Source organism: Streptomyces sp. NPDC008086, from assembly GCF_042957325.1.
GTDB lineage: Bacteria > Actinomycetota > Actinomycetes > Streptomycetales > Streptomycetaceae > Streptomyces.
Genome location: NZ_JBIBIA010000004.1, coordinates 46,450 through 68,358, shown reverse-complemented (window position 1 = coordinate 68,358; position 21,909 = coordinate 46,450). Strand labels below are relative to the sequence as shown.

Genomic DNA, 21,909 nt, shown 5'->3' with positions numbered 1-21,909 from the left:
ACGTATGGCTTCCCGTACATGTTCGAAGGAAAGACGCTCGGCTCTGTCTCGTGGTTGCCGCAAGCGGAAGTGAGCGATCTCAACTGATCGCCGGCGGTGCACTTGTCAGGCACTTTTGCGGGCAGAGCCGACCAATCAAGATCACTTGCCTTCGGGCGGGGGGCGCGTTGTCAGTGGCAGGTGCGAGGATGCGTGCAGTGCGTGGAGTACTGGCCGATGTGCTCGTGTGGGGTGGGGGTGGTTGGCGCCCTCGCAGAAGGGACCGCTGACGCCGATGCAGATCCGGCTGACCGTCGTAGACCCGCTGGCCCCGTCCGCCCCGGCGCGAGGACGCGCCGCGAGCTGCGACGTGCTGGTCACGGCGCCCGCGGGTACGGCCCTGGCCGCGGTGGCGTCGGCGCTCGCCTCGGCGGTGTCCGCGGGCGACGGCCCGGTCGTGCTGTACGCGGGCGCGGAGCGGCTCGACGACCGGCGCAGCACCCTCGGCGAGCCCCCCTTGATAGACGGCGCCGTGCTGTCCCTGGGCGCCCCCGCGGCCCCCGAACCCCACCCCGAGCTGGACGACGCCCCGACCCAGCTCCAGGTCGTGGCCGGCCCGGACGCGGGCGGGGTCCATCTGCTGCACGGCGGCGAGATCCGCATCGGCCGCTCCGCCGAGGCCGACGTACCGCTCGACGACCCGGACGTCTCCCGGCTGCACTGCGCGGTCACGGTCGCCGCCGACGGCCGTGTCTCGGTCGCCGACCTGGGCTCCACCAACGGCACGACGCTGGACGGCACCCGTGTGACCACCCGCCCGGTGCGGTTCGCGCCGGGCGCGCTGCTGCGGATCGGCGAGTCGGCGCTGCGGCTGGCTCCGGCCGGGGGCCCGGGAGCGCGGGTGCGGACGGAGCCGGACGGCGAGGGGCACACCCGCGTCCCGGCCGCCGGCCAGGGCGTCGACGCGGTGGCCGGCCCGCCCTCGGCAGCGGGGGCGCCGGTGCCCCACGCGCGCGTGGCGGACGGCGGCGACGCGACCGCCCGGGACCACGGCCCGGTCGAGCGGCCCGGCGTACCGGTGCAGGGCGGGGCGCCGCGGATCGAACGGGACGGCGGCGGGTCCGGGAGGCCGCTCCCGGCACCGCGCGCGGGCGACACCCACGGCGCGGGCTTCGGGGTGGGCGCGCTCGACGCGGGTCACGAGGACGAGGACGGCAGCCCCGAGGACGCAGGCGCCGGCAGCCGCCGCAAGGGCACCCCGCTGCGGGGCACCGACGTGCCGCCCGGCGTGCGCAGGCGCGGCGGGCTCACGGCATGGGCGCGACGGCTGACGGGCGCACGCGGCGAGCAGGACGCGCCGACCGGCCGTGACGCGTACGACGACGAGGCGCCGCCCGCCGAGCCGCCCGGGCTCCCCACGGCGACGACCGGCTCCCGGCAGCCGGAGACCTGGCCGGACCCGGCGTCGCTGCTGCTGACGGCCCTCGGCCCCGGCCCCCGGCTGTGGGAGCGCGCACCGGGCCACCCGGAGGCGCTCACGGTGCGGCTCGGCACCGCCGACCGCGCGGCCCCCGACGGCTCGGGACTGCTGCCCGCCGTACCGGTGACCGCCGATCTACGGGAGGTCGGGGCGCTGGGGCTGGCCGGTCCGCGCGAGCGGCTCGCCGGGCTGGCCCGCGCGGTGATCGCCCAGCTCGCCGCGCTGCACTCGCCGGACGTGCTGGAAACGGTCCTGATCAGCGCGGACCGCTCCCGCCCCCTGGAGGAGCGCACCGCCGAGTGGGCCTGGCTGGGCTGGCTGCCGCATGTCCGGCCCGGGCACGGCCAGGACTGCCGACTGCTGCTGGCCTACGACCGCGAGCAGGCGGCGGCCCGGACGGAGGAGTTGCTGCGGCGGCTGGAGGACCTGGCGGCGGAGTCGGGCGACGGGACCACCGAGGCGAGCCCGGCCCGGACGCCGGTCACCGTCACGGACGGCCCGGTCCCGGACCGGCGTGCCGTTCGCCGGCCCTCCTGGGCGCGGGACGAGGAGTCGGGCGACGGGACTGCGGACGGGTTCGCGGGGCCGTACACGGTGGTCGTGGTGGACGGCGACCCCGGGGGCGCCGATCTGCGCGAGGCGGTGGCGCGGCTGGCGCTGGAGGGCCCGCGGGCCGGTATTCACGTGGTGTGCCTCGCCGAGACGGCCGCGGCCTCGCCCGCGTCGCCGGTGACGGAGACCTATGAGGCGGCGTGCACGGTGGCGCCGGCGTTCCGCGAGTGCGGGGCGGTCGGGCTGCTGAGCGGAGATGTGGCGACGGCGCTGCGGCTGGTGCGAGTGGCACGGGCCGGGGCGGTCCCGGCGGTCGCTCAGGCCGGGACCGGGGCGGAGGCCGACCCGCGCGCGCTGGACGCGTCCCGGGCGGGTGCCGCCGATCGGGGCCCTGACGGCCGCGCCTCCACGGACGACGCTCACGGCCCGGCAGGCCACGGCACGGGCGCACTCGGTCCGGTCGGCCGCGGCTCGGTCGGCCACGACGCCGCAAGGCAGGGCCCCATGGCTTCCGCCGCCTCCGCCCTCTCGCCCGCCCAAGGCCCGGTCGGGCACGGCACCGTCGCCGCGGTGGACGCCGTCTCGCTCGCCTGGGCGGAGCGGTTCGCGCGGGCGCTGGCGCCGTTGCGTACGGAGGGTGCCGTCGGGGAGCGGCACGCGCGTGTGTCGGTCCCGTTGCCTCAGGCGGCGCGGCTGCTGGACGAGCTGGGGCTGGCCCGGGCCACCCCGGCGTCGCTGATGGCGCGGTGGGCCGACGCGGCCGACGATCCGGAGGCCCTCGGCGGCCGGGCGTGTGCCGTGCTCGGGGCCGGACCGCGCGGCCCGGTCGGCGTGGACCTCGGCGCCGACGGACCGCACCTGCTGATCGAGGGGCCGCCCGGCAGCGGGCGTACGGAGCTGCTGCGGGCCGTGGTCGCCTCGCTGGCCGCGGCCGAGCGGCCGGACCGGCTGGGCGTCGTGCTGATAGACGGCCGGGACGGCGTCGGCGCGGGCGCCGCGCACGGCGACGGGCTGCGGGTCTGCACGGACGTCCCCCATGTCACCACCCACCTCACCGCCAACGACCCCGTCCGGATGCGGGAGTTCGCCCAGTCGCTGAGCGCGGAGCTGAAGCGGCGCGCCGAGTTGTTGGGACGGTCGGACTTCGCCGAGTGGCACACGGGGCGCGCGCTGTCGGGCCGGGTGGTCGCACAGCGCGCGGCGGGCGGCGCCGGGACCGGCAGCGGGGGCGGGGACTTCACGGGGGATCTGGACTCGCCGCCCAGTTCGACGATCCGGCTGCGGCCGGGGGCGGCCCGTCGGCAGGCCGAGGCGCAGGCCGTGCCGCCGCTGCCCCGGCTCGTCGTGGTCGTGGACGACCTGGACGCGCTGGTGTCGCCCGCGCTGGGTTCGACCGGCAGGCCCGCCGCGGGTTCGGTGATCCGCGCGCTGGAGGCCGTGGCCCGGGAGGGCGAGCGGCTCGGGGTGCATCTGGTGGCCGCGGCGGGCGTCGGGGGCCGTACGGCGGAGTCGGAGCCGGCGCGCCGGGCGACGCTGCGGGTGACGCTGGACGCGGTGACGGCGGGGCCGGACGAGCCGGCGCCGGGGCGTGGGCGGCTGACCCGGGCGGACGGAAGAGCGGTGCCGTTCCAGGGCGGCCGGGTCACGGGGCGTATCCCGCGGACGGCGACACTGCGGCCCACGGTCGTCCCGCTGGAGTGGCACCGCATGGGCGACCCGCCGGCCCGCCGCCCGGTCCGCGAGCTGGGCAACGGACCCACGGATCTTGCGTTGCTGGCCAGCGCGCTGGAGAGGGCGGCGCGGGAGGTATCGGCGACCGAGGTGCCGTCACTGCTGTAGCCCCTGGGCAGAATCAGCCCGTCCGGCGATTGAGGACGAGGCCGTTCAGGCCGATAGCGGGGGTCTGGGGGCGGCAGCCCCCAGCGACGTTCACACCGACGCAGGGTGCCTGGTCACGAGGCGGTCACGATCCCCCGCTTGACAGCGGACGCGGTCTTGCCGCCCCCAAACCCAAGGCGTAGACCAGATCGCACGGGACAGCGCTCGAACGTTCGACGATGCACGAAGAACGGGGCAGTCATGCGCAGCACGAGCAGCAGGAACCGGACAAGCAGGGCCGCACGGGCCGCGGCGGCCGTAGTCGCGGGCGCCCTCGCGGTCTCGCTCACCGCATGCGGTGGCGATGACGACAACGGCAGCGGCAACGAACAGGGCGGGACCGGCAAGGAGACCGGCAGCACCGTCACCCTTCCCAAGCTGAACGGCGAATCCCTGGAGGTCGCCGCCGTCTGGACCGGTGCCGAACAGGCCAACTTCAAGAAGGTCCTCGCGGAGTTCGAGAAACGCACGGGCGCCAAGGTGACCTTCGTGCCCGCACAGGACCCGATCATCAACTTCCTCGGCTCGAAGGTCGCGGGCGGCCAGCCGCCGGACATCGCGATGCTTCCGCAGCCCGGCGCGATCAAGCAGGCCGTCGACAAGAAGTGGGCCAAGCCGCTCGGCGCCGACGCGATCAAGGAGCTCCAGGAGAACTACTCGCAGGGCTGGCAGGACATCGGCAAGGTCGGCAACAAGCAGTACGGCGTCTACTACAAGGCCGCCAACAAGTCCTTGATCTGGTACAACAACCAGGTCTTCGAGAACGCCGGGGCGAGTGAGCCCAAGACGTGGGACGAGTTGCTCACCACCGCCCAGACCGTCTACGACTCCGGTGTCACGCCGTTCTCGGTCGGCGGCGCCGAGGGCTGGACCCTCACCGACTGGTTCGAGAACGTCTATCTCTCCCAGGCCGGTCCGGAGAAGTACGACCAGCTGGCCAAGCACGAGATCAAGTGGACCGACCCGTCCGTGAAGGACGCGCTGACCACGCTCGCCCAGGTGTGGGGCAAGAAGGACTATGTGGCGGGCGGCGCGACCGGCGCCCTCCAGACGGACTTCCCGGCCTCCGTCACCCAGACCTTCACCGGCGGCGACCAGCCGAAGGCCGCCATGGTCTACGAAGGCGACTTCGCGCAGGTCAACATCGTGCAGGCCAAGGCCGAGGTGGGCACGGACGCGAAGGTCTTCCCGTTCCCGACCGTCGGTGACACCGCGCCCGTCGTGTCCGGCGGCGACGCGGCCGTCATCCTCCAGGACTCCAAGGCGGCGCAGGCGCTGGCCACCTGGCTCGCCTCCCCGGACGCGGCGACGATCCAGGCGAAGCTCGGCGGCTACCTCTCGCCGAACAAGAACGTCGACAACTCGGCGTACCCGAACGACGTCCAGCGGAAGATCGCCAAGGCGCTCATCGACTCCGGTGACGACTTCCGCTTCGACATGTCCGACCAGGCCCCGCAGGCCTTCGGCGGCACGCCCGGCAAGGGCGAGTGGAAGGCCCTGCAGGACTTCCTGAAGAACCCGTCGGACGTCGCGGGCACGCAGGCGAAGCTGGAAGCCGACGCGGCCGCGGCGTACGGAAACTGACGCGATGGCGTCGACACAGGCGGCAGGGGGCGGCACGCCTCCTGCCGCACCCAAGTCGCGCAGGAGCGTGACCGGCACCCGCAGGGCCGTGGCGGCGCTGTTCCTGCTGCCCGCCCTGGTGCTGCTCGGCGCGCTCGTGGTCTACCCGATCGGGTACTCGGTCATCCGCAGCTTCTACGACCAGTCCGGCGACGGATTCGCCGGGTTCGACAACTACCAGGCGCTCTTCACGGATGACGGCATCCGCACGGCCCTCAAGAACAACGTCATCTGGGTGGTGTTCGCCCCGACCGTCGCCACCGCGCTCGGTCTGATCTTCGCGGTGCTGACCGAACGGGTCCGCTGGGGCACGGCGTTCAAGCTGGTCGTCTTCATGCCGATGGCGATCTCGATGCTGGCGGCGGGCATCATCTTCCGGCTGGTCTACGACCAGGACCCGGACAAGGGCGTCGCGAACGCGGTGTGGGTGGGCGTCCACGACACCTTCGCGCAGTCGTCGGCGTTCCCGAAGGCCCACCCGGGCCGGGAGTCGCCGCTCGAAGCGGCGCCGGGCGGCGGTTTCATCACCAAGGCCACCGTCAGCGCCGGCACCCCGGTCCGGCTGCCCCTCGTGGGCGTCGCCCCCGACCAGATGCCGGACGACGCGAAGAAGGCCGTACCGGCGAAGGCCGATCCGGCCGGGATCACCGGCACCACCTGGCAGGACTTCACCCGCGGCAAGGGCGTGGGCACGCTCGGCGGGGTCGACGCGGCCGAGCTGGGCTACGCCGGGATGAGGATCGAGGCCGTCAAGGACGGCAAGGTCGTCGCCGCCACGAACGCCGCCGACGACGGTACGTTCACGCTGCCGGCCGCCGCCGAAGGGGCCCAGCTGCGGCTGCCGCCGGACAACTTCAAGGAGCCGTACAACGGCGTGGACTGGCTCGGCCCGTCCCTCGTCACGCCGTCCATCATCGTCTCGTACATCTGGATGTGGGCCGGTTTCGCGATGGTGCTGATCGCGGCCGGGCTGGCGGGCATCCCGCGCGAACTGCTGGAGGCGGCCCGCGTCGACGGCGCGGGCGAGTGGCAGGTGTTCCGCAGGGTCACCGTGCCCCTGCTGGCCCCCGTCCTCGCGGTCGTCACCGTCACCCTGATGATCAACGTCCTGAAGGTCTTCGACCTGGTCTTCATCATCGCCCCGGGCTCCTCCCAGGACGACGCGAACGTCCTCGCCCTGGAGCTCTACCGCAAGGGCTTCTCCGAGGACCAGCCGGGCATCGCCAGCGCCATCGCGGTGTTCCTGCTGCTCTTGGTGATTCCCGTGATGTGGTTCAACGTTCGTCGACTGCGGCGGGAGGTACGGCGATGACGACCGTCAAGGCCGAGCAGTCCCTCGGCGAGAGGCTCGCCGGGTTCGTCAGCGGTGGGCTGGTGCGGGTGTTCCTCGTCGTCGTCGGCCTGTTCTGGCTGGTCCCGACGATCGGTCTGCTGCTGTCGTCGCTGCGGCCGCCGGAGGAGATGACGGTGAGCGGCTGGTGGGAGGTCTTCAGCAAGCCCTCCCAGCTCACCTTCGAGAGCTACGACAAGCTCCTCGGCAACAGCGACATCACCGACTCGATCCTGAACACCGTGCTGATCACCGTCCCGGCGACGGCCCTGGTCGTCGTCATCGGCTCGCTCGCGGGCTATGCGTTCGCGTGGATGGAGTTCCCGGGCCGCGACTGGTGGTTCCTGGGCGTGGTCGGGCTGCTGGTGGTGCCGGTGCAGGTGGCACTGATCCCGATCGCCGAACTGTTCGGCAACATCGGCATCTTCGGCTCCCTGATCGGCGTGATCCTCTTCCATGTCGGCTTCGGGCTGCCGTTCGCGGTGTTCCTGCTGCGGAACTTCTTCGCCGAGATCCCACGGGAGCTGCTGGAGGCGGCCCGGCTGGACGGCGCCGGTGAACTGCGGCTGTTCTTCCGTGTCGTGATGCCGCTCGGCGGCCCGGCGATCGCCGCGCTCGGCATCTTCCAGTTCCTGTGGGTGTGGAACGACATGCTGGTCGCGCTGATCTTCACGGATGCCGACAGCCAGCCGATCACGGTCGCGTTGCAGACCCAGGTACGGCAGTTCGGCAACAACATCGACATCCTGGCGCCCGGCGCGTTCATCTCCATGGTGATCCCGCTGGTCGTGTTCTTCGCGTTCCAGCGGCAGTTCGTGTCCGGCGTGATGGCGGGTGCGGTCAAGTAGCGCAAGGGGACGCACACTTGAGGGGGCGGGCCGTCATCGGGCCGCCCCTTTCCGTTCATCCGCGATCCCCCGTATGCCGTACCTCTCCGTAACCAAGTCACTCCTTTGGCCGTTGCCGGGCAAGGCGCGCTCGCCGCCCACCGTCCCGGTCGACCAAGTGGATGTCCCTTGCCCAGGTTCAGTGTCATCGTCCCCGCGTACAAGGTGCAGGCGTACCTGCACGAGTGCCTGGAATCCGTGCTCTCCCAGTCGTACCCCGATCTCGAAGTGATCGCCGTCGACGACTGCTCGCCTGACGCGTGCGGCGCGATCATCGACGAGTTCGCCGCCCGCGACCAGCGTGTACGTCCCGTGCACCTCACCGAGAACCAGGGCCTCGGGCCCGCCCGCAACGCCGGTGTCGCGGCGGCCACCGGCGACTACCTGATCTTCCTGGACAGCGACGACACCCTCACCCCGGACGCCCTGCACGCGATCGCCGACCGGCTGAAGGAGACCGGCGAGCCGGACGTCCTGGTCTACGACTACGCGCGGACCTTCTGGACCGGCGAGACGATCCGCAACCAGGTCGCGACCCTGCTCTCGGAGGAGGGCCCGGCCCCCTTCCGGCTCGCGGACCGGCCGGCGCTGCTGCGGCTGCTGATGGTGGCCTGGAACAAGGCGTACCGCCGGGAGTTCGTCGAGGAGGAGGGCTTCGCCTTCCCGCCCGGCTACTACGAGGACACCCCGTGGACGTACCCGGTCCTGATGACGGCGGAGTCGATCGCGACCCTGGACCGGGTGTGCGTGCACTACCGGCAGCGCCGCCGGGGCGCCATCCTCGGCACGGTCAGCCCGCGGCACTTCGACATCTTCGAGCAGTACGAGCGGGTTTTCGCGTATGTCGACCAGCACCCCGAACTCGCCCGCTGGCGGCCGATGTTGTTCCGTCGGATGGTCCACCACCTGGTGGTGGTGTTCGCCCGGCGGGACCGTCTCCCGCGCCGCAGCCGCGCCGCGTTCCTGCGCAAGGCCCGCACCCACTACCGTCGTTACCGTTCCCCCGGCGTCCCCGTACCGCCGCGCGCCCGCGTCCACCACACCCTGATCCGGCTGGGCCTGCACCGCACGTACCGCGTCCTGCAGCTGACGTTCGCCGTGGCCCGGCGCACCGCCAAGGTCACGGGCCGACTGCTGAAGGGGGCGCGCTCTGCCGTCCTGCGGCTGCACTACCGCCTCCAGCGCAGCCTGCCCGTGCGCGCCGACCGTGCCGTGTTCGCCGCCGAGGGCGTCCGCGGTCACGGCTGCCATCCGGGCGCCCTGGAGCAGGCGTTCCGCACCCACGCGCCGCACATCCGCACGGCCTGGGTCACCGACGCCGAGCAGACCGACACCGTGCCGTCCGGCAGCCGACGTCTGCGCCCCGGTTCGGCCGCCTACTGGACGGCCCTGGCGCGCTCCAAGTACCTCGTCCACAACGCCGGTTTCGACCGCCGTCTGGTCAAGCGCCCCGGCCAGGTCTTCGTGCAGACCCAGCGGGGCACCCCGCTCAAGCACCAGGGCCTGGACCTGCGGGAACGCCCGGCCGCCGCGGGTGACCTGGACGTCGACGAGCTCCTCGACAACGTCGACAAGTGGGACTACGTGGTCTCCGCCAACCGCCACTCCACCCTGACGTGGGAACGCGTCCACCCGGGCACGTACCGGACCCTGGAGTACGGCAGCCCGCGCGACGACGTCTTCCAGCAGGCGACGTCGGCGGACGTGACCCGGATCCGGGAGCAGCTCGGCATTCCCGAGGGCTCGGTGGTGATCCTGTACGCCCCCACCCACCGCGACTACCGCCGCACCCAGCGCACCACACTCGACCTGCCCCGCGTCCTGCGCCGCCTGGGCCCCCGCTATGTCGTCCTGGCCCGCGCCCACCACCGCCACGGCGGGCCGCTCACCGACGCCACCCAGCCCGGCCGGCTCATCGACGTCACCGACCACCCGAGCGTCGAGTCGCTGTGCCTCGCCTCGGACGCCCTGGTCACCGACTACTCGTCCCTGATGTTCGACTACGCCAACCTCGACCGGCCGATCGTCATCCACGCCGACGACGCCGAGGTGTACGAGGCCGCCCGTGGCACCTACTTCGACCTGCGGTCCTTCCCGCCGGGCGCGGTGGCGCGCAGTGAGGACGAGCTGATCGACATCTTCGCCACCGGGCACTGGCGGGGCTCGCGTTCCGTGCAGCTGCGGTCGGCGTTCCGGGAGCGGTTCTGCCCGCACGACGACGGGCGTGCCGCCGAGCGGGTCGTACGGCATGTGGTGCTGGGCGAGAGCGGCTTGCCGCCGGTCGTACCGCTGGACCGGCGTCACCCCGTTCCGTCGCCTACCGCGGAGAGTGCCGCGACAGGTCGTCGGTCGTCTGCGGCGCCGTCGTGGCGGGTCGCGCAGTTCCCCGCGCCCCTCAAGGGCGATGCGGTCCCGCTCATTGAGACGAAAGCCGACTCGGCCTCCTGAAGAACCCGGCTGCCGGAACCTCGACAGAAAGAGCAGTATGCCCCGCTTCAGCATCATCGTTCCGTCCCATGGGGTCGCCGGTCGGCTGTCCTTGGCGCTGGACTCGGTGCTCGGCCAGTCCTTCGGTGACTTCGAGCTGATCCCGGTCAGTGACGCCCCGGGCTCACCGGCGGCGGACGTGGCCGCCGGGTACGCCGAGCGGGACTGCCGGGTGGCGCCGGTGCACGCGCCGCCGACGGCCGGTCTGGCGGGGGCGCGCAACGCGGGGCTGCGGGCGGCGCTGGGCGACTGGCTGCTGTTCCTGGACGGCGACGACGTGCTGGTGCCGGGCGCGCTGGCGGCGCTGGACGCCCGGCTGCGCGAGACCGGTGACGTGGACGTCCTGTACTTCGAGCACGAGCGGATCCCGTGGTGGACGGGCGAGCCGGGCAACCCGGCCGCGCCCCTGCTGGCGGGGGCGCCTGGCGGGCCCTTCGCGCCGCCCGAGGCGGCCGGGCTGACGGGCGTCCAGCTCCCGGCGTGGAGTGCGGCCTACCGGCGGGTCTTCCTCCTGGACCAGGAACTCGCCTTTCCCGACGGCCACTTCACCGACATCGGCTTCGGCGGACTGGTCGCGCTGTGCGCCGAGCGCATGGCGGTGCTGCGGCAGATCGTCGTGCGGCATCTGCTGCGGCGGCAGGGCAACCGGCTGAACCTCCCAGGGGAGCACCACTTCGAGCTGCTCGACCAGGTCGAGCTGGTCCTCGCGCGGGCCGCCGAGCACGGGCTGTCCGCGCGGCGACTGGGGCCGTTGTTCGAGCAGCTCTTCGCCGCCGTGCTGAAGACGGCCGCCCATCCGCGTCGGCTGCCGCGCCGGCGCCGTACCTTCTTCCGGCGGGCGAGCGGGCTGTACCGGCGGTACCGGCCCGCCGGGTTCCGTGCGCCGGGCGGGAGCGTCGGCGTCCAGCACCGGCTGCTGGCGCAGGGGGCGTACACGGCGTTCCGGGCACTGCGCGGCGCCAACCAGGCGGCAGCGAAGGTCGCTTCGTCCGTTCCGCGGCCGCACGGGCTGCGCACCCGGCTGCGCTACCGTCTGCAGCTGCGCCGCCGTCTGGACCAGAACCTCGCCGTGTACTGCGCGTACTGGGGCCGGGGCTACACCTGCAACCCCGCCGCGATCCACGCCAAGGCGCGGGAGCTGGCCCCGCATCTGCGCTCGGTGTTCCTGGTGGAGCCCGACGCGGTGGACTGTGTGCCGGACGACGTGGAGTACGCGGTCATCGGCAGCAGGAAGTACTGGGACGTGCTCGCCCGCGCCAAGTACCTCGTGAACAACGCCAACTTCGCGGACGCCGTGGTCAAGCGCCGTGGCAGTGTGCATCTGTCGACCCAGCACGGCACCCCGCTGAAGAAGATGGGCGCCGACCAGGCGACGTACCCCGTGGTGGCCGCGGCTACCGGCAGCTTCGCCAGACTGCTGGCCCGCGTCGACCGCTGGGACTACAACCTCAGCTCCAACCGGCACTCCACCCAGATGTGGGAGAGCGCGTACCCCGCCGCGCACGAGACCCTCGAGTACGGCTATCCGCGCAACGACGCCTACTACACGTCGACCGCCGCCGACGTCGCCCGCGTCCGCCGCGAACTCGGTGTCCCCGAGGGCAGGAAGGCCCTGCTCTACGCGCCGACGCACCGCGACCACGCCACCGGCTTCGAGACCGGCCTGGACCTCGACGCGCTGTGCGAGGAGATCGGCGACGAGTACGTGGTGCTGCTGCGCGCCCACTACTTCTACGACCGGGGCGGCGCGCGCGGCGGCGGCCGGGTCATCGACGTCACCGGGCACCGCTCCTCGGAGGACGTGTGCCTGGCGGCCGACGCGCTGATCACCGACTACTCCTCGATCATGTTCGACTACGCCAACCTGGACCGGCCGATCGTGGTGTACGCGGACGACTGGGAGGTCTACCGGGAGCTGCGGGGCGTCTACTTCGACCTGCTGGAGGAGCCACCGGGGCGGGTGGCCCGGACGCCGGGTGAGCTGGCGGCCGTGTTCCGCGATGGCTCGTGGGCGGACGAGGAGGCGCGGGCGCTGCGGGCCGCGTTCCGGGAGCGGTTCTGCCAGTTCGACGACGGACAGGCCGCCGAGCGGGTCGTCCGCCGGGTGCTGCTGGGCGAGCCGCCCGAGGCGATCCCGCCGGTGATCCCGCTCGCCGAGCGCGTCCCCGCCCCCGCCGCCGCGACCCTCGTGAGGAGCTGACGTGCCCCGCTTCAGCATCATCGTGCCCGTCTTCAAGGTGCAGGGGTTCCTACGGGAGTGCCTGGACTCGGTGCTCGGGCAGTCGTACGCCGACTTCGAGGTGATCGCGGTCGACGACCGCTCCCCCGACAGCTGCCCCGCCATCCTGGACGGCTACGCCGAGCGCGACGCACGCGTGCGCGTGCTGCACCTGCCGGAGAACGTCGGCCTCGGCCGGGCCCGTAACGCCGGTCTGGAGGAGGCGAGCGGTGACTACGTCCTGTTCCTCGACAGCGACGACTGCTACACGCCGGGTCTGCTGGCCGCCGTGGCCGCGCGTCTGGAGGCGGGCGACGACCCGGACATCCTGGTCTTCGACCACGTCCGCACGCACTGGTGGGGGCGCGGCGGCCGCAGTACGGCGGCGGACCTGCTGGCCGCGGCCGGTACGGGCACGTTCAGCGTCCGTGAGAACCCGGAATACCTGCATCTGTTCCTGGTCGCCTGGAACAAGGCGTACCGGAGGGACTTCTTCCTGGAGCACGGGCTGCGCTACGCGCCGGGGCTGTACGAGGACGCGCCCGTCACCTACCGCTCGATGGTGCTGGCCGACCGCGTCGCCTGTCTGGAGCGGATCGGGGTGGAGTACCGGCAGCGCCGACAGGGGGCGATCACCAGGACGCCGGGGCGGCGGCACTTCGACATCTTCCCGCAGTACGAGGGCCTGTTCAGGTTCGTCGAGGCGCGCCCGGACCTGGAGTGGGCGCGCCCCCTGCTGTTCGAACGGGCCCTGGACCACATGCTGTTCGTGCTCGCGCGCGAGGACCGGGTGCGGGCCGCCGACCGGCCGGACTTCTACCGCGAGATCCGCTCCTTCCACGCCCGTCACGTCCCGGAGGGGGGCTTCGCCCTGCCCGACGGATGGCGTGGCAAGGAGATGCGGCTGCTGGCGACGGCGCCCTACGCGTCGTACGCCGTGGCACGCGGGCTGCGCGAGGTGCGCCGGGTGGCGGGGGCCGGGCAGCGGCGGGTGGCACGGGCGGTGTCGCAGCGGGCCCAACGGGCCTGGTACACCGCCCGGTCGAGGCTGCCGCTCGATCCCGAACTGGCCGTGTACTCGGCGTTCTCACATCGCGGGGTGCTGGGTGATCCGGCGGCGATCCACGCCAAGGCCCGTGAGCTCGCCCCGCACATCAAAGGCGTGTGGGTGGTGCGGGAGGACGCGGTGGACGCGCTGCCGCCGGACATCGACTTCGTGACGCCCGGCTCGCGGCGCTACCACGAGGTCATGGCGCGGGCCACGTACTGGGTGAACAACGTCAACTGGCCCGGCACCCTGGCCAAGCGGCCCGGCAGCGTCCACGTCCAGACCCACCAGGGCACCCCGCTCAAGTACATGGCGGCCGACCTGCTGACCAAGCCCGGTGCCCGACACGGCTTCGACGTGCCGAAGATGCTGTGGCGGGCCGACCGCTGGGACTACAGCCTGGTCGCCAACCGGCACTCGGAGCTGGCGTGGGAGCGGGCGTACCCGTGTCACTTCACCTCGCTGCGCACGGGCAGTCCGCGCAACGACGTGCTGGTCAACGCGGGTCCGCAGGCCGGTGAAGCTGTCCGTGCGCGGCTCGGTGTGCCCGCCGGGGACACCGTCGTGCTGTACGCGCCGACCCGCCGCGAGTACCGCAGGGGCGGGCATGTCGACCGGATCGACCTGGCCCGGTTCGCCCGGGACCTGGGCCCGGGCCACACGCTCGTGGTGCGCCTGCATCCGTCGCTGGCGCAGGGCACGGCTCGCGGGACGGGGCTGGCCGATCTGCACCGGCGGGGCGTGCTGATCGACGCGACGGACGAACCGCGGGTCGAGGACGTGCTGCTCGCCGCCGACGTCCTGGTCACCGACTACTCCGCCCTGATGTTCGACTACGCCAACCTGGACCGGCCGATCGTGATCCACGCCGACGACTGGGGGGCGTACGTGGCCAGCCGGGGCGCCTACTTCGACATCACGGCCGACGCGCCGGGTCATGTGTCGCGCTCGTACCGGGAGTTGGCGTGGCTGTTCGCGTCCGGGACATGGCAGGACGGGGAGTCGGCGCGGTTGCGGGCCGGGTTCCGGGAGCGGTTCTGCGAGTTCGACGACGGGTTGGCCGCCGAGCGGGTCGTACGGACGCTGATGCTGAGTGAGCGGATGCCGGAGCGGCCGGGCGGGGTGGAGCCGGGCGGGGTGGGGTGGGTGCCGGCTCCGGCGGCACCGGGGGCTCACTCGATGAGGTGATGTGAGGCGAAGCCGTTGCCCCGACCGGTCCGGCCGGGAACATACGGCAAATGCCGCAAACCCACACAGACTCCACGACCAGAGCCGCGGGTGCGTCCGTCGGTGTCCTCGTCCGGAGGACCGTGCGCGGCGCGAGTGCCCTGCGCGGCGGCCGCAGTTGGCGTCCGACGCCGTACCAGGCCTTCGGCTTCGTCTTCTTCCTGGTGATGTTGCTGGCGTACTGGGCCGTGCCGTTGTGCTGCGACGCGGGCCAGCACGCGGCGGTCGTGGAACGCCTCAGGGCGAACCTGCTGCACCCGCGCCATCCGATGGCGGACCTGCCGGGCGCGGGCAGTCCGTACTACTCGCCGTACGCGGTCGCGCAGGGCGCGTTCGCCCGGCTTACGGGGCTGGGCGGCTGGGAGGTGGTGCGGCTGGCCGGGGTGCTGAACCTGCTGGTGCTGCTGACCGGCATCGGCCGTCTCGTGCGGGTGCTGACGCCGAGGCCGTGGGCGCCGGTGCTGGCACTGGCGGCGATGACGCTGCTGTGGGGGACCGAGCGGGCCTGGTGGAGCGGCTATCTGAACCTGATGTCGATGACCGGCAACCTCGGCTACCCGTCGGCCTTCGCCATCGGGCTGACCTTCTGGGCATGGGCGCTGACGGGGGCGCGGGCACAGGGACAGGGGCACCGGCAGGGGCGCGGTCACGGGCAGTGGCAGGGCCGGGGGGCCGTCCGGTACGTCGGGCCGAGCGGGCTGCCGGGTCTCGCCGGGTACGTGGGGCTGGGCGCGCTGTACGGGCTGGTCCTGCTGGTCCACCCGATCACCGCCGTGGCGGCGGTGCTGGGGGCGGTGGCGTTCGTCGCCGGGTGGCAGCGCGGGTGGCGGCGGGGCGTGCGGGGTGCCGTGGTGGTGCGGTGGGGGGCGATGGCGGCCGCGGCGGCGCTGGTCGCCGGGGGCTGGCCGTACTTCGACGTGTTCGCGCTGGCCGGGGACAGCAGCGTGGACTGGATGCACCAGCGGCTGTACGCCGACCTCGGCGGGCAGTTCTGGCTGGCGCTGCTGGGGCTGCCGGCGCTGTGGCTGCGGTGGCGGCGGGGGTCCCGGCGGGATCCGCTGGTGCTGCTGTTCGCCCTCGACTGCCTGGTGGTGGCGTACGGCTGGGCCAGCGGCCACTACACCTACGGCAGGATCCTCGGGCTCACCCTCGTGCCGGCGCAGTTCGCGCTCGCGGTGGAGCTGGCGGCGCCGCGTCCGTGGGGCAGGGCGCGGCGGGTGCTGGGCGGGGCGGCGGCCGTCGGGGCGTGCGTCGGGTTCCTGACCGTGCAGGGCGGGGCGGTCGTGCCGCGTGTGCTGGACCCGGTCGGGCTGGAGCAGCCGTCGCTCTGGCCGTCGTACGCGTGGGTGGCACGGCATGTCGCCAAGGGGGAGGTGGTCATCTCCGACGGGCACTTCGCGCCCCGCTCGCTGCCCGGATACGGGCCGAACCTCGCCGCGCCGATCTGGCCCGACCCCGCCCTGGACGAGCGGGAACGCGAGCGCCGGCTCGCCGATGTCCGCGCCTACCTCGCCCCGGACTCGACCCGCGCCGGGCGCACGGCCGTCGCCCGGCGCTACCACGCGCGCTGGCTGCTGCTGACGCGGTGGAAACGGGTGCCGGAGGAGGCGGTGGTGGTGGCGTGGAGCCGGGAGACGGGGGAGGTGCTGGCGCGGATCGGGTGACCGTCGGTCCGGGGTGGTTACTCGATGACGAGGTCGACGTCGATGTTGCCCCGGGTGGCGTTGGAGTAGGGGCAGACCTGGTGGGCCTGCTCGACCAGCTTGCGGCCGGTCGCCTCGTCCAGGGTGTCGGGCAGCTCGACGCGCAGCGTCACCTTCAGGCCGAAGCCCTCGCCCTGCTTGCCTATGCCGACCTCGGCGGTGACGGCGGCGTCGGAGACGTCGACCTTCGCCTGACGGCCCACGAGGCCGAGGGCGCTGCCGAAGCAGGCGGCGTAACCGGCGGCGAACAACTGCTCCGGGTTCGTGCCCTCGCCGTTGCCGCCCAGCTCCACCGGCGGGGCCAGCTTGAGGTCGATCTTGCCGTCGTTGGAAACGGCGCGACCGTCGCGGCCGTGGGTGGCGGTGGCGACAGCGGTGTAGAGCGCGTCCATGGAGAACCATCCCTCTCGAAAGTCGTGTGACGGGCGGCGGGCCTTGCGTGTATCGGTCCGCCGCACGACCACAAGTAGAGCACACAATTCAATTGGGTACAACTAAATGATGGGCACGAGTTACCCTGGAGTCATGACGACCACGCCCGCGGCCGACTGGCTCCGCCTCGACCAGCAGATCTGCTTCTCCCTGAACGCCGCGTCCCGCGCCTTCGGCGGCGTCTACCGCGTGGTCCTGAAGGACCTCGGACTCACCTATCCGCAGTACCTGGTGATGCTGGTGCTCTGGGAGCACGGCGATCTGCCCGTGAAGAAGCTGGGCGAACACCTGCGCCTCGACTCCGGCACCCTGTCGCCGCTGCTCAAGCGGCTGGAGGCGGCGGGTCTCGTACGCCGGGAGCGCAGCGCCCGCGACGAGCGCTCGGTGGAGGTGCGGCTGACGGAGGAGGGCACCGCGCTGCGCGAACGGGCGCTTCAGGTGCCGCGCCGGATCGCCACCGCGACGGGCTTCGACGTGGACGAGATCCGCGCGCTGCGGGCACGGCTGGACCAGCTCACCGAGGCGCTGGACGCAGCGGCGGAGGAGGAGGCGGCGGCAGAGGCGGCAGCCGGGCGGGGCGCGTAGCCGGTCACCGGCTCCGAACGCCGCCGCGCGTGAGTGAACCCACCTTCACCCCCCGACGTCTTCCGGAACGCGCCACCAAGTCCCCCCTAACGGGCGATTGCGCATCATTCCTACGATTCCGGAACGTGGCCCTCATGCACGCTCACGCCCCCCGCCTCGCGCGCGCCCCCCAGGTCGGCGTCATCGTCATCGGCTACAACGACGCGGCCCATGTCACGACCGCCGTCCGCTCGGCACTGGCGCAGGGTCCCGTCGTCCGTGAGGTCGTCGCCGTGGACGACTGCTCGACGGACGACAGCATGGACCGGCTGGCCCGCCTCGCCGCGACCGAGCCGCGCCTGAAGGTGGTCCGGCGCCGGGTCAACAGCGGCGGTTGCGGCAGCCCGCGCAACACCGGGCTCGACCGGGTGACCTCGCCGTATGTGATGTTCCTCGACAGCGACGACGTACTGCCGCCGGGCGCGGTGGACGCGCTGCTCGCGGCGGCGACGGGGGCGGACGCCGAGGTGGCGGGCGGGCTGTGCGTGCGGCGGGAGCTGCCCGGGCGGCGCGAAGTGCCCTGGCAGGCGCCCCTGTACGCCACGCACGCCGTCCTCGAGCATCCCGCGCGGCGCCCGCGCCTGGTCCACGACACCCTCTGCGTGAACAAGCTCTACCGGACGGACTTCCTGCGCGAGAACGGCATCCGCTTCCCCGAAGGCCGCTTCCCCTACGAGGACTTCGTCTTCACCGCGCGCGTACTCGCCGCCCGGCCGCGCATGGCCCTCGTCCCCGACCGGGTGTACGTCTGGCACGTGCGCCGCTCGGCCGACCGGCTGTCGATCTCCCTGGACCGCGCCGACATCGCCAACTGGCGGGCGCGCACGGAGGCGAGCCGGCTGGCGTACGAGATCCTGCTGGGCGCCGGGCAGAAGGAGCTCGCGCGGGCGGCACGCGCCAAGTTCCTCGACCACGAGCTGCGGATATACGCCCGTGAGCTGGGGTTGCACGACGAGCGGTACCAGCGTGCGTGGTGGGCGCACACGCGGGAGTGTCTCGCGGAGTACGACGCGTCCGACTGGGCCCACAACCCCACGGCGCCCGGCCGCCTCATCGGCCGCGTCGTCCTGGCCTCCCCCGAGCCCCGCGACCTCCCCCGGCTGCGGGACCTGGCCTCCCGACCGGCCCGCCTCCTCCCGCCGTACGCCCGCTCGCCCGACGGCACTCCCGTCTGGTCGGCCGACCTGCCCGAGGTCACCCTGGAGCCGCTGCTGACCCGCCCCGTCCACGTCCTCCCCCTCGCCGTCGACGCGGAACTGCGCCCCCGCGCGCGTACCGCCCTGCTGCGACTGCGCCTGCACGAGCTGTACGGCAGGGTGGGGCAGGCGGGGCCGCAGGCGCTGGAGGTGGAGTGGCGGTGCCGGGAGACGGGGGTCGCGGCAGGGGCGTGCACGAGGGTGGCGCTCGCATCGTGCCCGGCTGACGGAGACGGTGTCCGCTCGGCGGAGGTGACGGTGGACTGGGCGGCGTTCCGGGCGGGCACGTGGGATCTCCGGCTGCGCGTGCGCTTCCGGGGCGGCGCGTACCGCGAGGCCACGGCGCACGCCGTGACGGGCGCCGGTCTGCTGCGCCGGCGCGCCGCGATCGGCGCCGGGCACGCCGTGGTCCTCGTCCAGCCGTACGCCACCCACTCGGGGGCGCTGGCCCTGCGGGTCGCCCACGGTTCACGGGGGGTCCTGTCGGTTGTCCGCGGCAGACTCCGCCGCCTGCTTCACTGTCACTGACTTCACTTGTCACGAGGGGACGGCCGCACATGACCTGGCTGATCACCGGCGGCGCCGGTTACATCGGGGCGCACGTCGTTCGGGCGATGACCGAGGCGGGCGAGCACGCCGTGGTGTACGACGACCTGTCCACCGGCATCGCCGACCGCGTGCCGGACGGCGTCCCGCTGGTCGTGGGCTCCACCCTGGACGGCGAGCGCGTCGCCCGCGCCCTCGCGGACCACGGCGTGACCGGCGTGGTCCACCTGGCCGCGAAGAAGCAGGTCGGCGAGTCGGTCGACCTCCCGCTGCACTACTACCGGGAGAACGTCGAGGGCCTGCGCGTCCTGCTGGAGGCCGTGACGGCCGCGGACGTACCCTCCTTCGTCTTCTCCTCCTCGGCGGCGGTGTACGGCATGCCGGACGTCGACCTGGTGACGGAGGAGACGCCGTGCGTGCCGATGTCGCCGTACGGCGAGACCAAGCTGGCGGGCGAGTGGCTGGTCCGGGCGACGGGCCGGGCGACCGGCCTGTCCACGGCGTCCCTCCGCTACTTCAACGTCGCGGGCGCGGCCACCCCCGAACTCGCCGACACCGGCGTCTACAACCTCATCCCGATGGTCTTCGAGAAGCTCACCGAGAACGCGCCCCCGCGTATCTTCGGCGACGACTACCCCACCCCCGACGGCACCTGCATCCGCGACTACATCCACGTCGTCGACCTCGCGGAGGCCCACGTGGCCGCGGCCCGCGCCCTGCGCTCCTCCCCCGGCCACTCCCTCACCCTCAACATCGGCCGCGGCGAGGGCGTCTCCGTCCGCGAGATGATCGACCTCATCAACGCCGTCACCGGCCACGCCCACCCCCCGACCGTCACCCCCCGCCGCCCCGGCGACCCCGCCCGCGTCGTCGCCTCCGCCGACCGCATCGCGACCGAACTGGACTGGAAGGCCAAACACGACGTCCAGGACATGATCACCTCAGCCTGGGCGGGCTGGACCCGCCTGCACCCGGAGGCAGCACGTGACTGAGCCGGGGCTTCGCCGGGTCATCGCCTGAGCGGCGGCCGGGAGTTGTTCAGGTACGTCAGCACGGCCAGTACCCTCCGGTGCCCGCTGTCGCTCTGGGGCAGGCCGAGCTTGAGGAAGACGTTGCCGATGTGCTTGTGGACCGCGCGTTCCGTGACGACGAGCGTCTTGGCGATGGTGGCGTTGTCGTGGCCCTCGACCATGAGGGAGAGGACCTCGCGTTCGCGGGGAGTGAGGGAGTCGAGGGGGAGTCGCGGCGCCGGGTCAGCAGTTCGGTGACGACCTCGGGGTCCAGTGCGGTGCCGCCGGCCGCGACCCGTTCCAGGGCGTCGAGGAACTCGTCGACCCGGCCGACCCGGTCCTACAGCAGGTAGCCGAGGCCGCTCGCGCCGCCGGCGAGCAGTTCGGCGGCGTAGGACTCCTCGACGTACTGGGACAGGACCAGGACCGGCAGGTCCGGCAGTTCCTCGCGGGCGGCGAGGGCGGCGCGCAGGCCCTCGTCGCGGAAGTTCGGCGGCATCCGCACGTCGAGCACCGCGGCGTCCGGGCGGTGTTCGAGGAGCGCCGGCAGGATCTCAGGGCCGGTGCCGGCGACGGCCACGACCTCGTGTCCGGCCGACGTCAGGAGGAGGACGAGGCCCTCGCGCAGCAGCGCGTTGTCCTCGGCGATCACCACTCTCACGGCAGTTCCGCCCCTGCTCCGGTCACCGTGTCACCGTACGGATGCGGTGACGCCGCCTCTCTCAGCAGGCCGGCGCCGCGCGCAGCCTACTCACAGTGCCTTGAGCGCCTGCGTGGTGGATCTGGCCAGGGCGTCCAGATAGCCCTTCGGCAGCTTCCGGCCGCGGGCCACCACCATCCGCCAGTACAGCGGGCCCGAGATCAGGTCGAGGGCCAGCTCGCCGTCCAGGCCCGCCCGCACCTCGCCGCGCTGCTCCGCCCCGACCAGGATCTTGCTGGCGACCCCCTCCTGGCCCTGCTCCAGCGCCTTCTGCAGCGCCTCGGCGATCTCCGGGTTGCGGGCCGCCTCCGCCTGGAGGTCGGGGATGATCTGCGAGACGACGGGGTGCCGCAGGGCACGCGAGGTCACCTCGTACAGCATCCGCAGGTCGCCCTCCAGCGAGCCCGTGTTCGGCGTCGGCAGCCCCATGACCGCGACCGCCGACACCACGTCGAGCACCAGGTGCAGCTTGGAACGCCAACGCCGGTACACCGCCGTCTTGCCGACCCCCGCGCGGCGCGCGATGCCCTCTATCGACATCCGCGCGTAGCCGACGGCCGCCAACTCCTCGAAGACGGCCGCCCGGATGGCCTCCGTCACGTCCTCACGGAGTACGGCCGCCCCGGCGGGGGCCCGGCGGCGCGGGCTCGTCCGGGGCTGGTCGGCGTTGGTCGTCATGCGGACAGCATAGGGCGTAGCGACGATACGGTCCCGTCCCCACGAACGGACCTCGCCGGCGTAGAACGTCGCACACGTCACGACGAAACGGTTGCGTTCCGACGCCAACGCGTCCTACGCTCACGTTGCGACGATACGGTCCCGTCCCGACGTAAGGAAACGTGAAGAGTCACGTAAGAGGAGAGAGCGGTACGGGGGCGGGGTCTGGGGGGGGGGGCCCCCCCCGCCCCCACCCCCCCCCCCCCCCCCCCGCGGCCCCCCCCCCCCCCCCCCCCCCCCCCCCCCCCCCCCCCCCCCCCCCCCCCCCCACG

At 73.1% G+C, this 21,909-nt stretch carries 13 protein-coding genes and 1 pseudogene; 11 read left to right on the top strand and 3 right to left on the bottom strand.

Annotated features, from left to right (window positions below; genetic code table 11):
* The first annotated feature begins 274 nt into the window (after positions 1-274).
* From ACFZBP_RS14515 to ACFZBP_RS14480, 8 genes are all read left to right on the top strand, one after another.
* The gene (locus tag ACFZBP_RS14515) at positions 275-3,850 is read left to right on the top strand and encodes an FHA domain-containing protein (protein ID WP_391414083.1); all 3,576 of its coding nucleotides are present in this window, start codon (positions 275-277) and stop codon (positions 3,848-3,850) included.
* Positions 3,851-4,090: 240 nt separating this feature from the next.
* Positions 4,091-5,473, top strand: coding sequence for an extracellular solute-binding protein (locus ACFZBP_RS14510; protein WP_391413158.1), 1,383 nt, complete (start codon positions 4,091-4,093; stop codon positions 5,471-5,473).
* A gap of 4 nt (positions 5,474-5,477) precedes the next feature.
* Complete coding sequence (locus ACFZBP_RS14505) at positions 5,478-6,824, top strand: ABC transporter permease subunit (protein ID WP_391413156.1); 1,347 nt, start codon at positions 5,478-5,480, stop codon at positions 6,822-6,824.
* Positions 6,821-7,690 (top strand): ABC transporter permease subunit, encoded by an 870-nt coding sequence (locus ACFZBP_RS14500; RefSeq protein ID WP_391413153.1) that lies wholly within the window; start codon positions 6,821-6,823, stop codon positions 7,688-7,690. Before ACFZBP_RS14505 ends, ACFZBP_RS14500 begins: the two co-directional genes overlap by 4 nt.
* Before the next feature lie 168 nt (positions 7,691-7,858).
* Positions 7,859-10,177: a CDP-glycerol glycerophosphotransferase family protein gene (locus ACFZBP_RS14495; RefSeq protein WP_391413151.1), complete on the top strand. Its 2,319-nt coding sequence runs from the start codon at positions 7,859-7,861 to the stop codon at positions 10,175-10,177.
* 37 nt (positions 10,178-10,214) lie between these two features.
* Positions 10,215-12,416 (top strand): CDP-glycerol glycerophosphotransferase family protein, encoded by a 2,202-nt coding sequence (locus ACFZBP_RS14490; protein ID WP_391413149.1) that lies wholly within the window; start codon positions 10,215-10,217, stop codon positions 12,414-12,416.
* 1 nt (position 12,417) lies between these two features.
* Positions 12,418-14,670 carry a CDP-glycerol glycerophosphotransferase family protein gene (locus ACFZBP_RS14485; protein ID WP_391413147.1) on the top strand — a complete coding sequence of 751 codons (2,253 nt, stop codon included), beginning with the start codon at positions 12,418-12,420 and terminating at the stop codon, positions 14,668-14,670.
* A gap of 50 nt (positions 14,671-14,720) precedes the next feature.
* Positions 14,721-16,373: a hypothetical protein gene (locus ACFZBP_RS14480; protein ID WP_391413145.1), complete on the top strand. Its 1,653-nt coding sequence runs from the start codon at positions 14,721-14,723 to the stop codon at positions 16,371-16,373.
* A gap of 17 nt (positions 16,374-16,390) precedes the next feature.
* Here ACFZBP_RS14480 and ACFZBP_RS14475 read toward each other — a convergent pair whose 3' ends face one another.
* On the bottom strand, positions 16,391-16,804 hold the full coding sequence (locus tag ACFZBP_RS14475; protein WP_383458818.1) for an organic hydroperoxide resistance protein: 414 nt from the start codon (positions 16,802-16,804) through the stop codon (positions 16,391-16,393).
* A 133-nt stretch (positions 16,805-16,937) separates the two neighbouring features.
* Between ACFZBP_RS14475 and ACFZBP_RS14470 the strand changes: the two genes are divergently transcribed.
* The 3 genes from ACFZBP_RS14470 (at position 16,938) to galE (ending at position 20,202) form a co-directional block, all read left to right on the top strand.
* Entirely contained in the window at positions 16,938-17,429 is a 492-nt protein-coding gene (locus ACFZBP_RS14470; protein WP_391413142.1) for a MarR family transcriptional regulator, read from the top strand.
* A 134-nt stretch (positions 17,430-17,563) separates the two neighbouring features.
* A complete protein-coding gene (locus tag ACFZBP_RS14465) occupies positions 17,564-19,192 on the top strand; it encodes a glycosyltransferase (RefSeq protein ID WP_391413140.1) in 1,629 nt (542 codons plus the stop codon).
* 29 nt (positions 19,193-19,221) lie between these two features.
* Positions 19,222-20,202 (top strand): UDP-glucose 4-epimerase GalE, encoded by a 981-nt coding sequence (gene galE, locus ACFZBP_RS14460; protein ID WP_383458809.1) that lies wholly within the window; start codon positions 19,222-19,224, stop codon positions 20,200-20,202.
* 17 nt (positions 20,203-20,219) lie between these two features.
* On the opposite strand, the pseudogene ACFZBP_RS14455 reads toward galE, so the two are convergent.
* Positions 20,220-20,881: pseudogene (locus ACFZBP_RS14455) on the bottom strand (response regulator).
* A gap of 90 nt (positions 20,882-20,971) precedes the next feature.
* Positions 20,972-21,598, bottom strand: coding sequence for a TetR/AcrR family transcriptional regulator (locus ACFZBP_RS14450; RefSeq protein WP_383458806.1), 627 nt, complete (start codon positions 21,596-21,598; stop codon positions 20,972-20,974).
* Between the last annotated feature and the right edge of the window lie 311 nt (positions 21,599-21,909).

Excerpts from the sequence above, each read along its gene's own strand:
- ACFZBP_RS14480 (WP_391413145.1), top strand. The coding sequence starts at position 14,721 with ATGCCGCAAACCCACACAGACTCCACGACCAGAGCCGCGGGTGCGTCC.
- ACFZBP_RS14515 (WP_391414083.1), top strand. The coding sequence starts at position 275 with ATGCAGATCCGGCTGACCGTCGTAGACCCGCTGGCCCCGTCCGCCCCG.
- ACFZBP_RS14490 (WP_391413149.1), top strand. The coding sequence starts at position 10,215 with ATGCCCCGCTTCAGCATCATCGTTCCGTCCCATGGGGTCGCCGGTCGG.
- ACFZBP_RS14500 (WP_391413153.1), top strand. The coding sequence starts at position 6,821 with ATGACGACCGTCAAGGCCGAGCAGTCCCTCGGCGAGAGGCTCGCCGGG.
- ACFZBP_RS14450 (WP_383458806.1), bottom strand. The coding sequence starts at position 21,598 with ATGACGACCAACGCCGACCAGCCCCGGACGAGCCCGCGCCGCCGGGCC.
- ACFZBP_RS14465 (WP_391413140.1), top strand. The coding sequence starts at position 17,564 with ATGCACGCTCACGCCCCCCGCCTCGCGCGCGCCCCCCAGGTCGGCGTC.
- ACFZBP_RS14510 (WP_391413158.1), top strand. The coding sequence starts at position 4,091 with ATGCGCAGCACGAGCAGCAGGAACCGGACAAGCAGGGCCGCACGGGCC.
- ACFZBP_RS14470 (WP_391413142.1), top strand. The coding sequence starts at position 16,938 with ATGACGACCACGCCCGCGGCCGACTGGCTCCGCCTCGACCAGCAGATC.
- ACFZBP_RS14475 (WP_383458818.1), bottom strand. The coding sequence starts at position 16,804 with ATGGACGCGCTCTACACCGCTGTCGCCACCGCCACCCACGGCCGCGAC.
- galE (WP_383458809.1), top strand. The coding sequence starts at position 19,222 with ATGACCTGGCTGATCACCGGCGGCGCCGGTTACATCGGGGCGCACGTC.
- ACFZBP_RS14505 (WP_391413156.1), top strand. The coding sequence starts at position 5,478 with ATGGCGTCGACACAGGCGGCAGGGGGCGGCACGCCTCCTGCCGCACCC.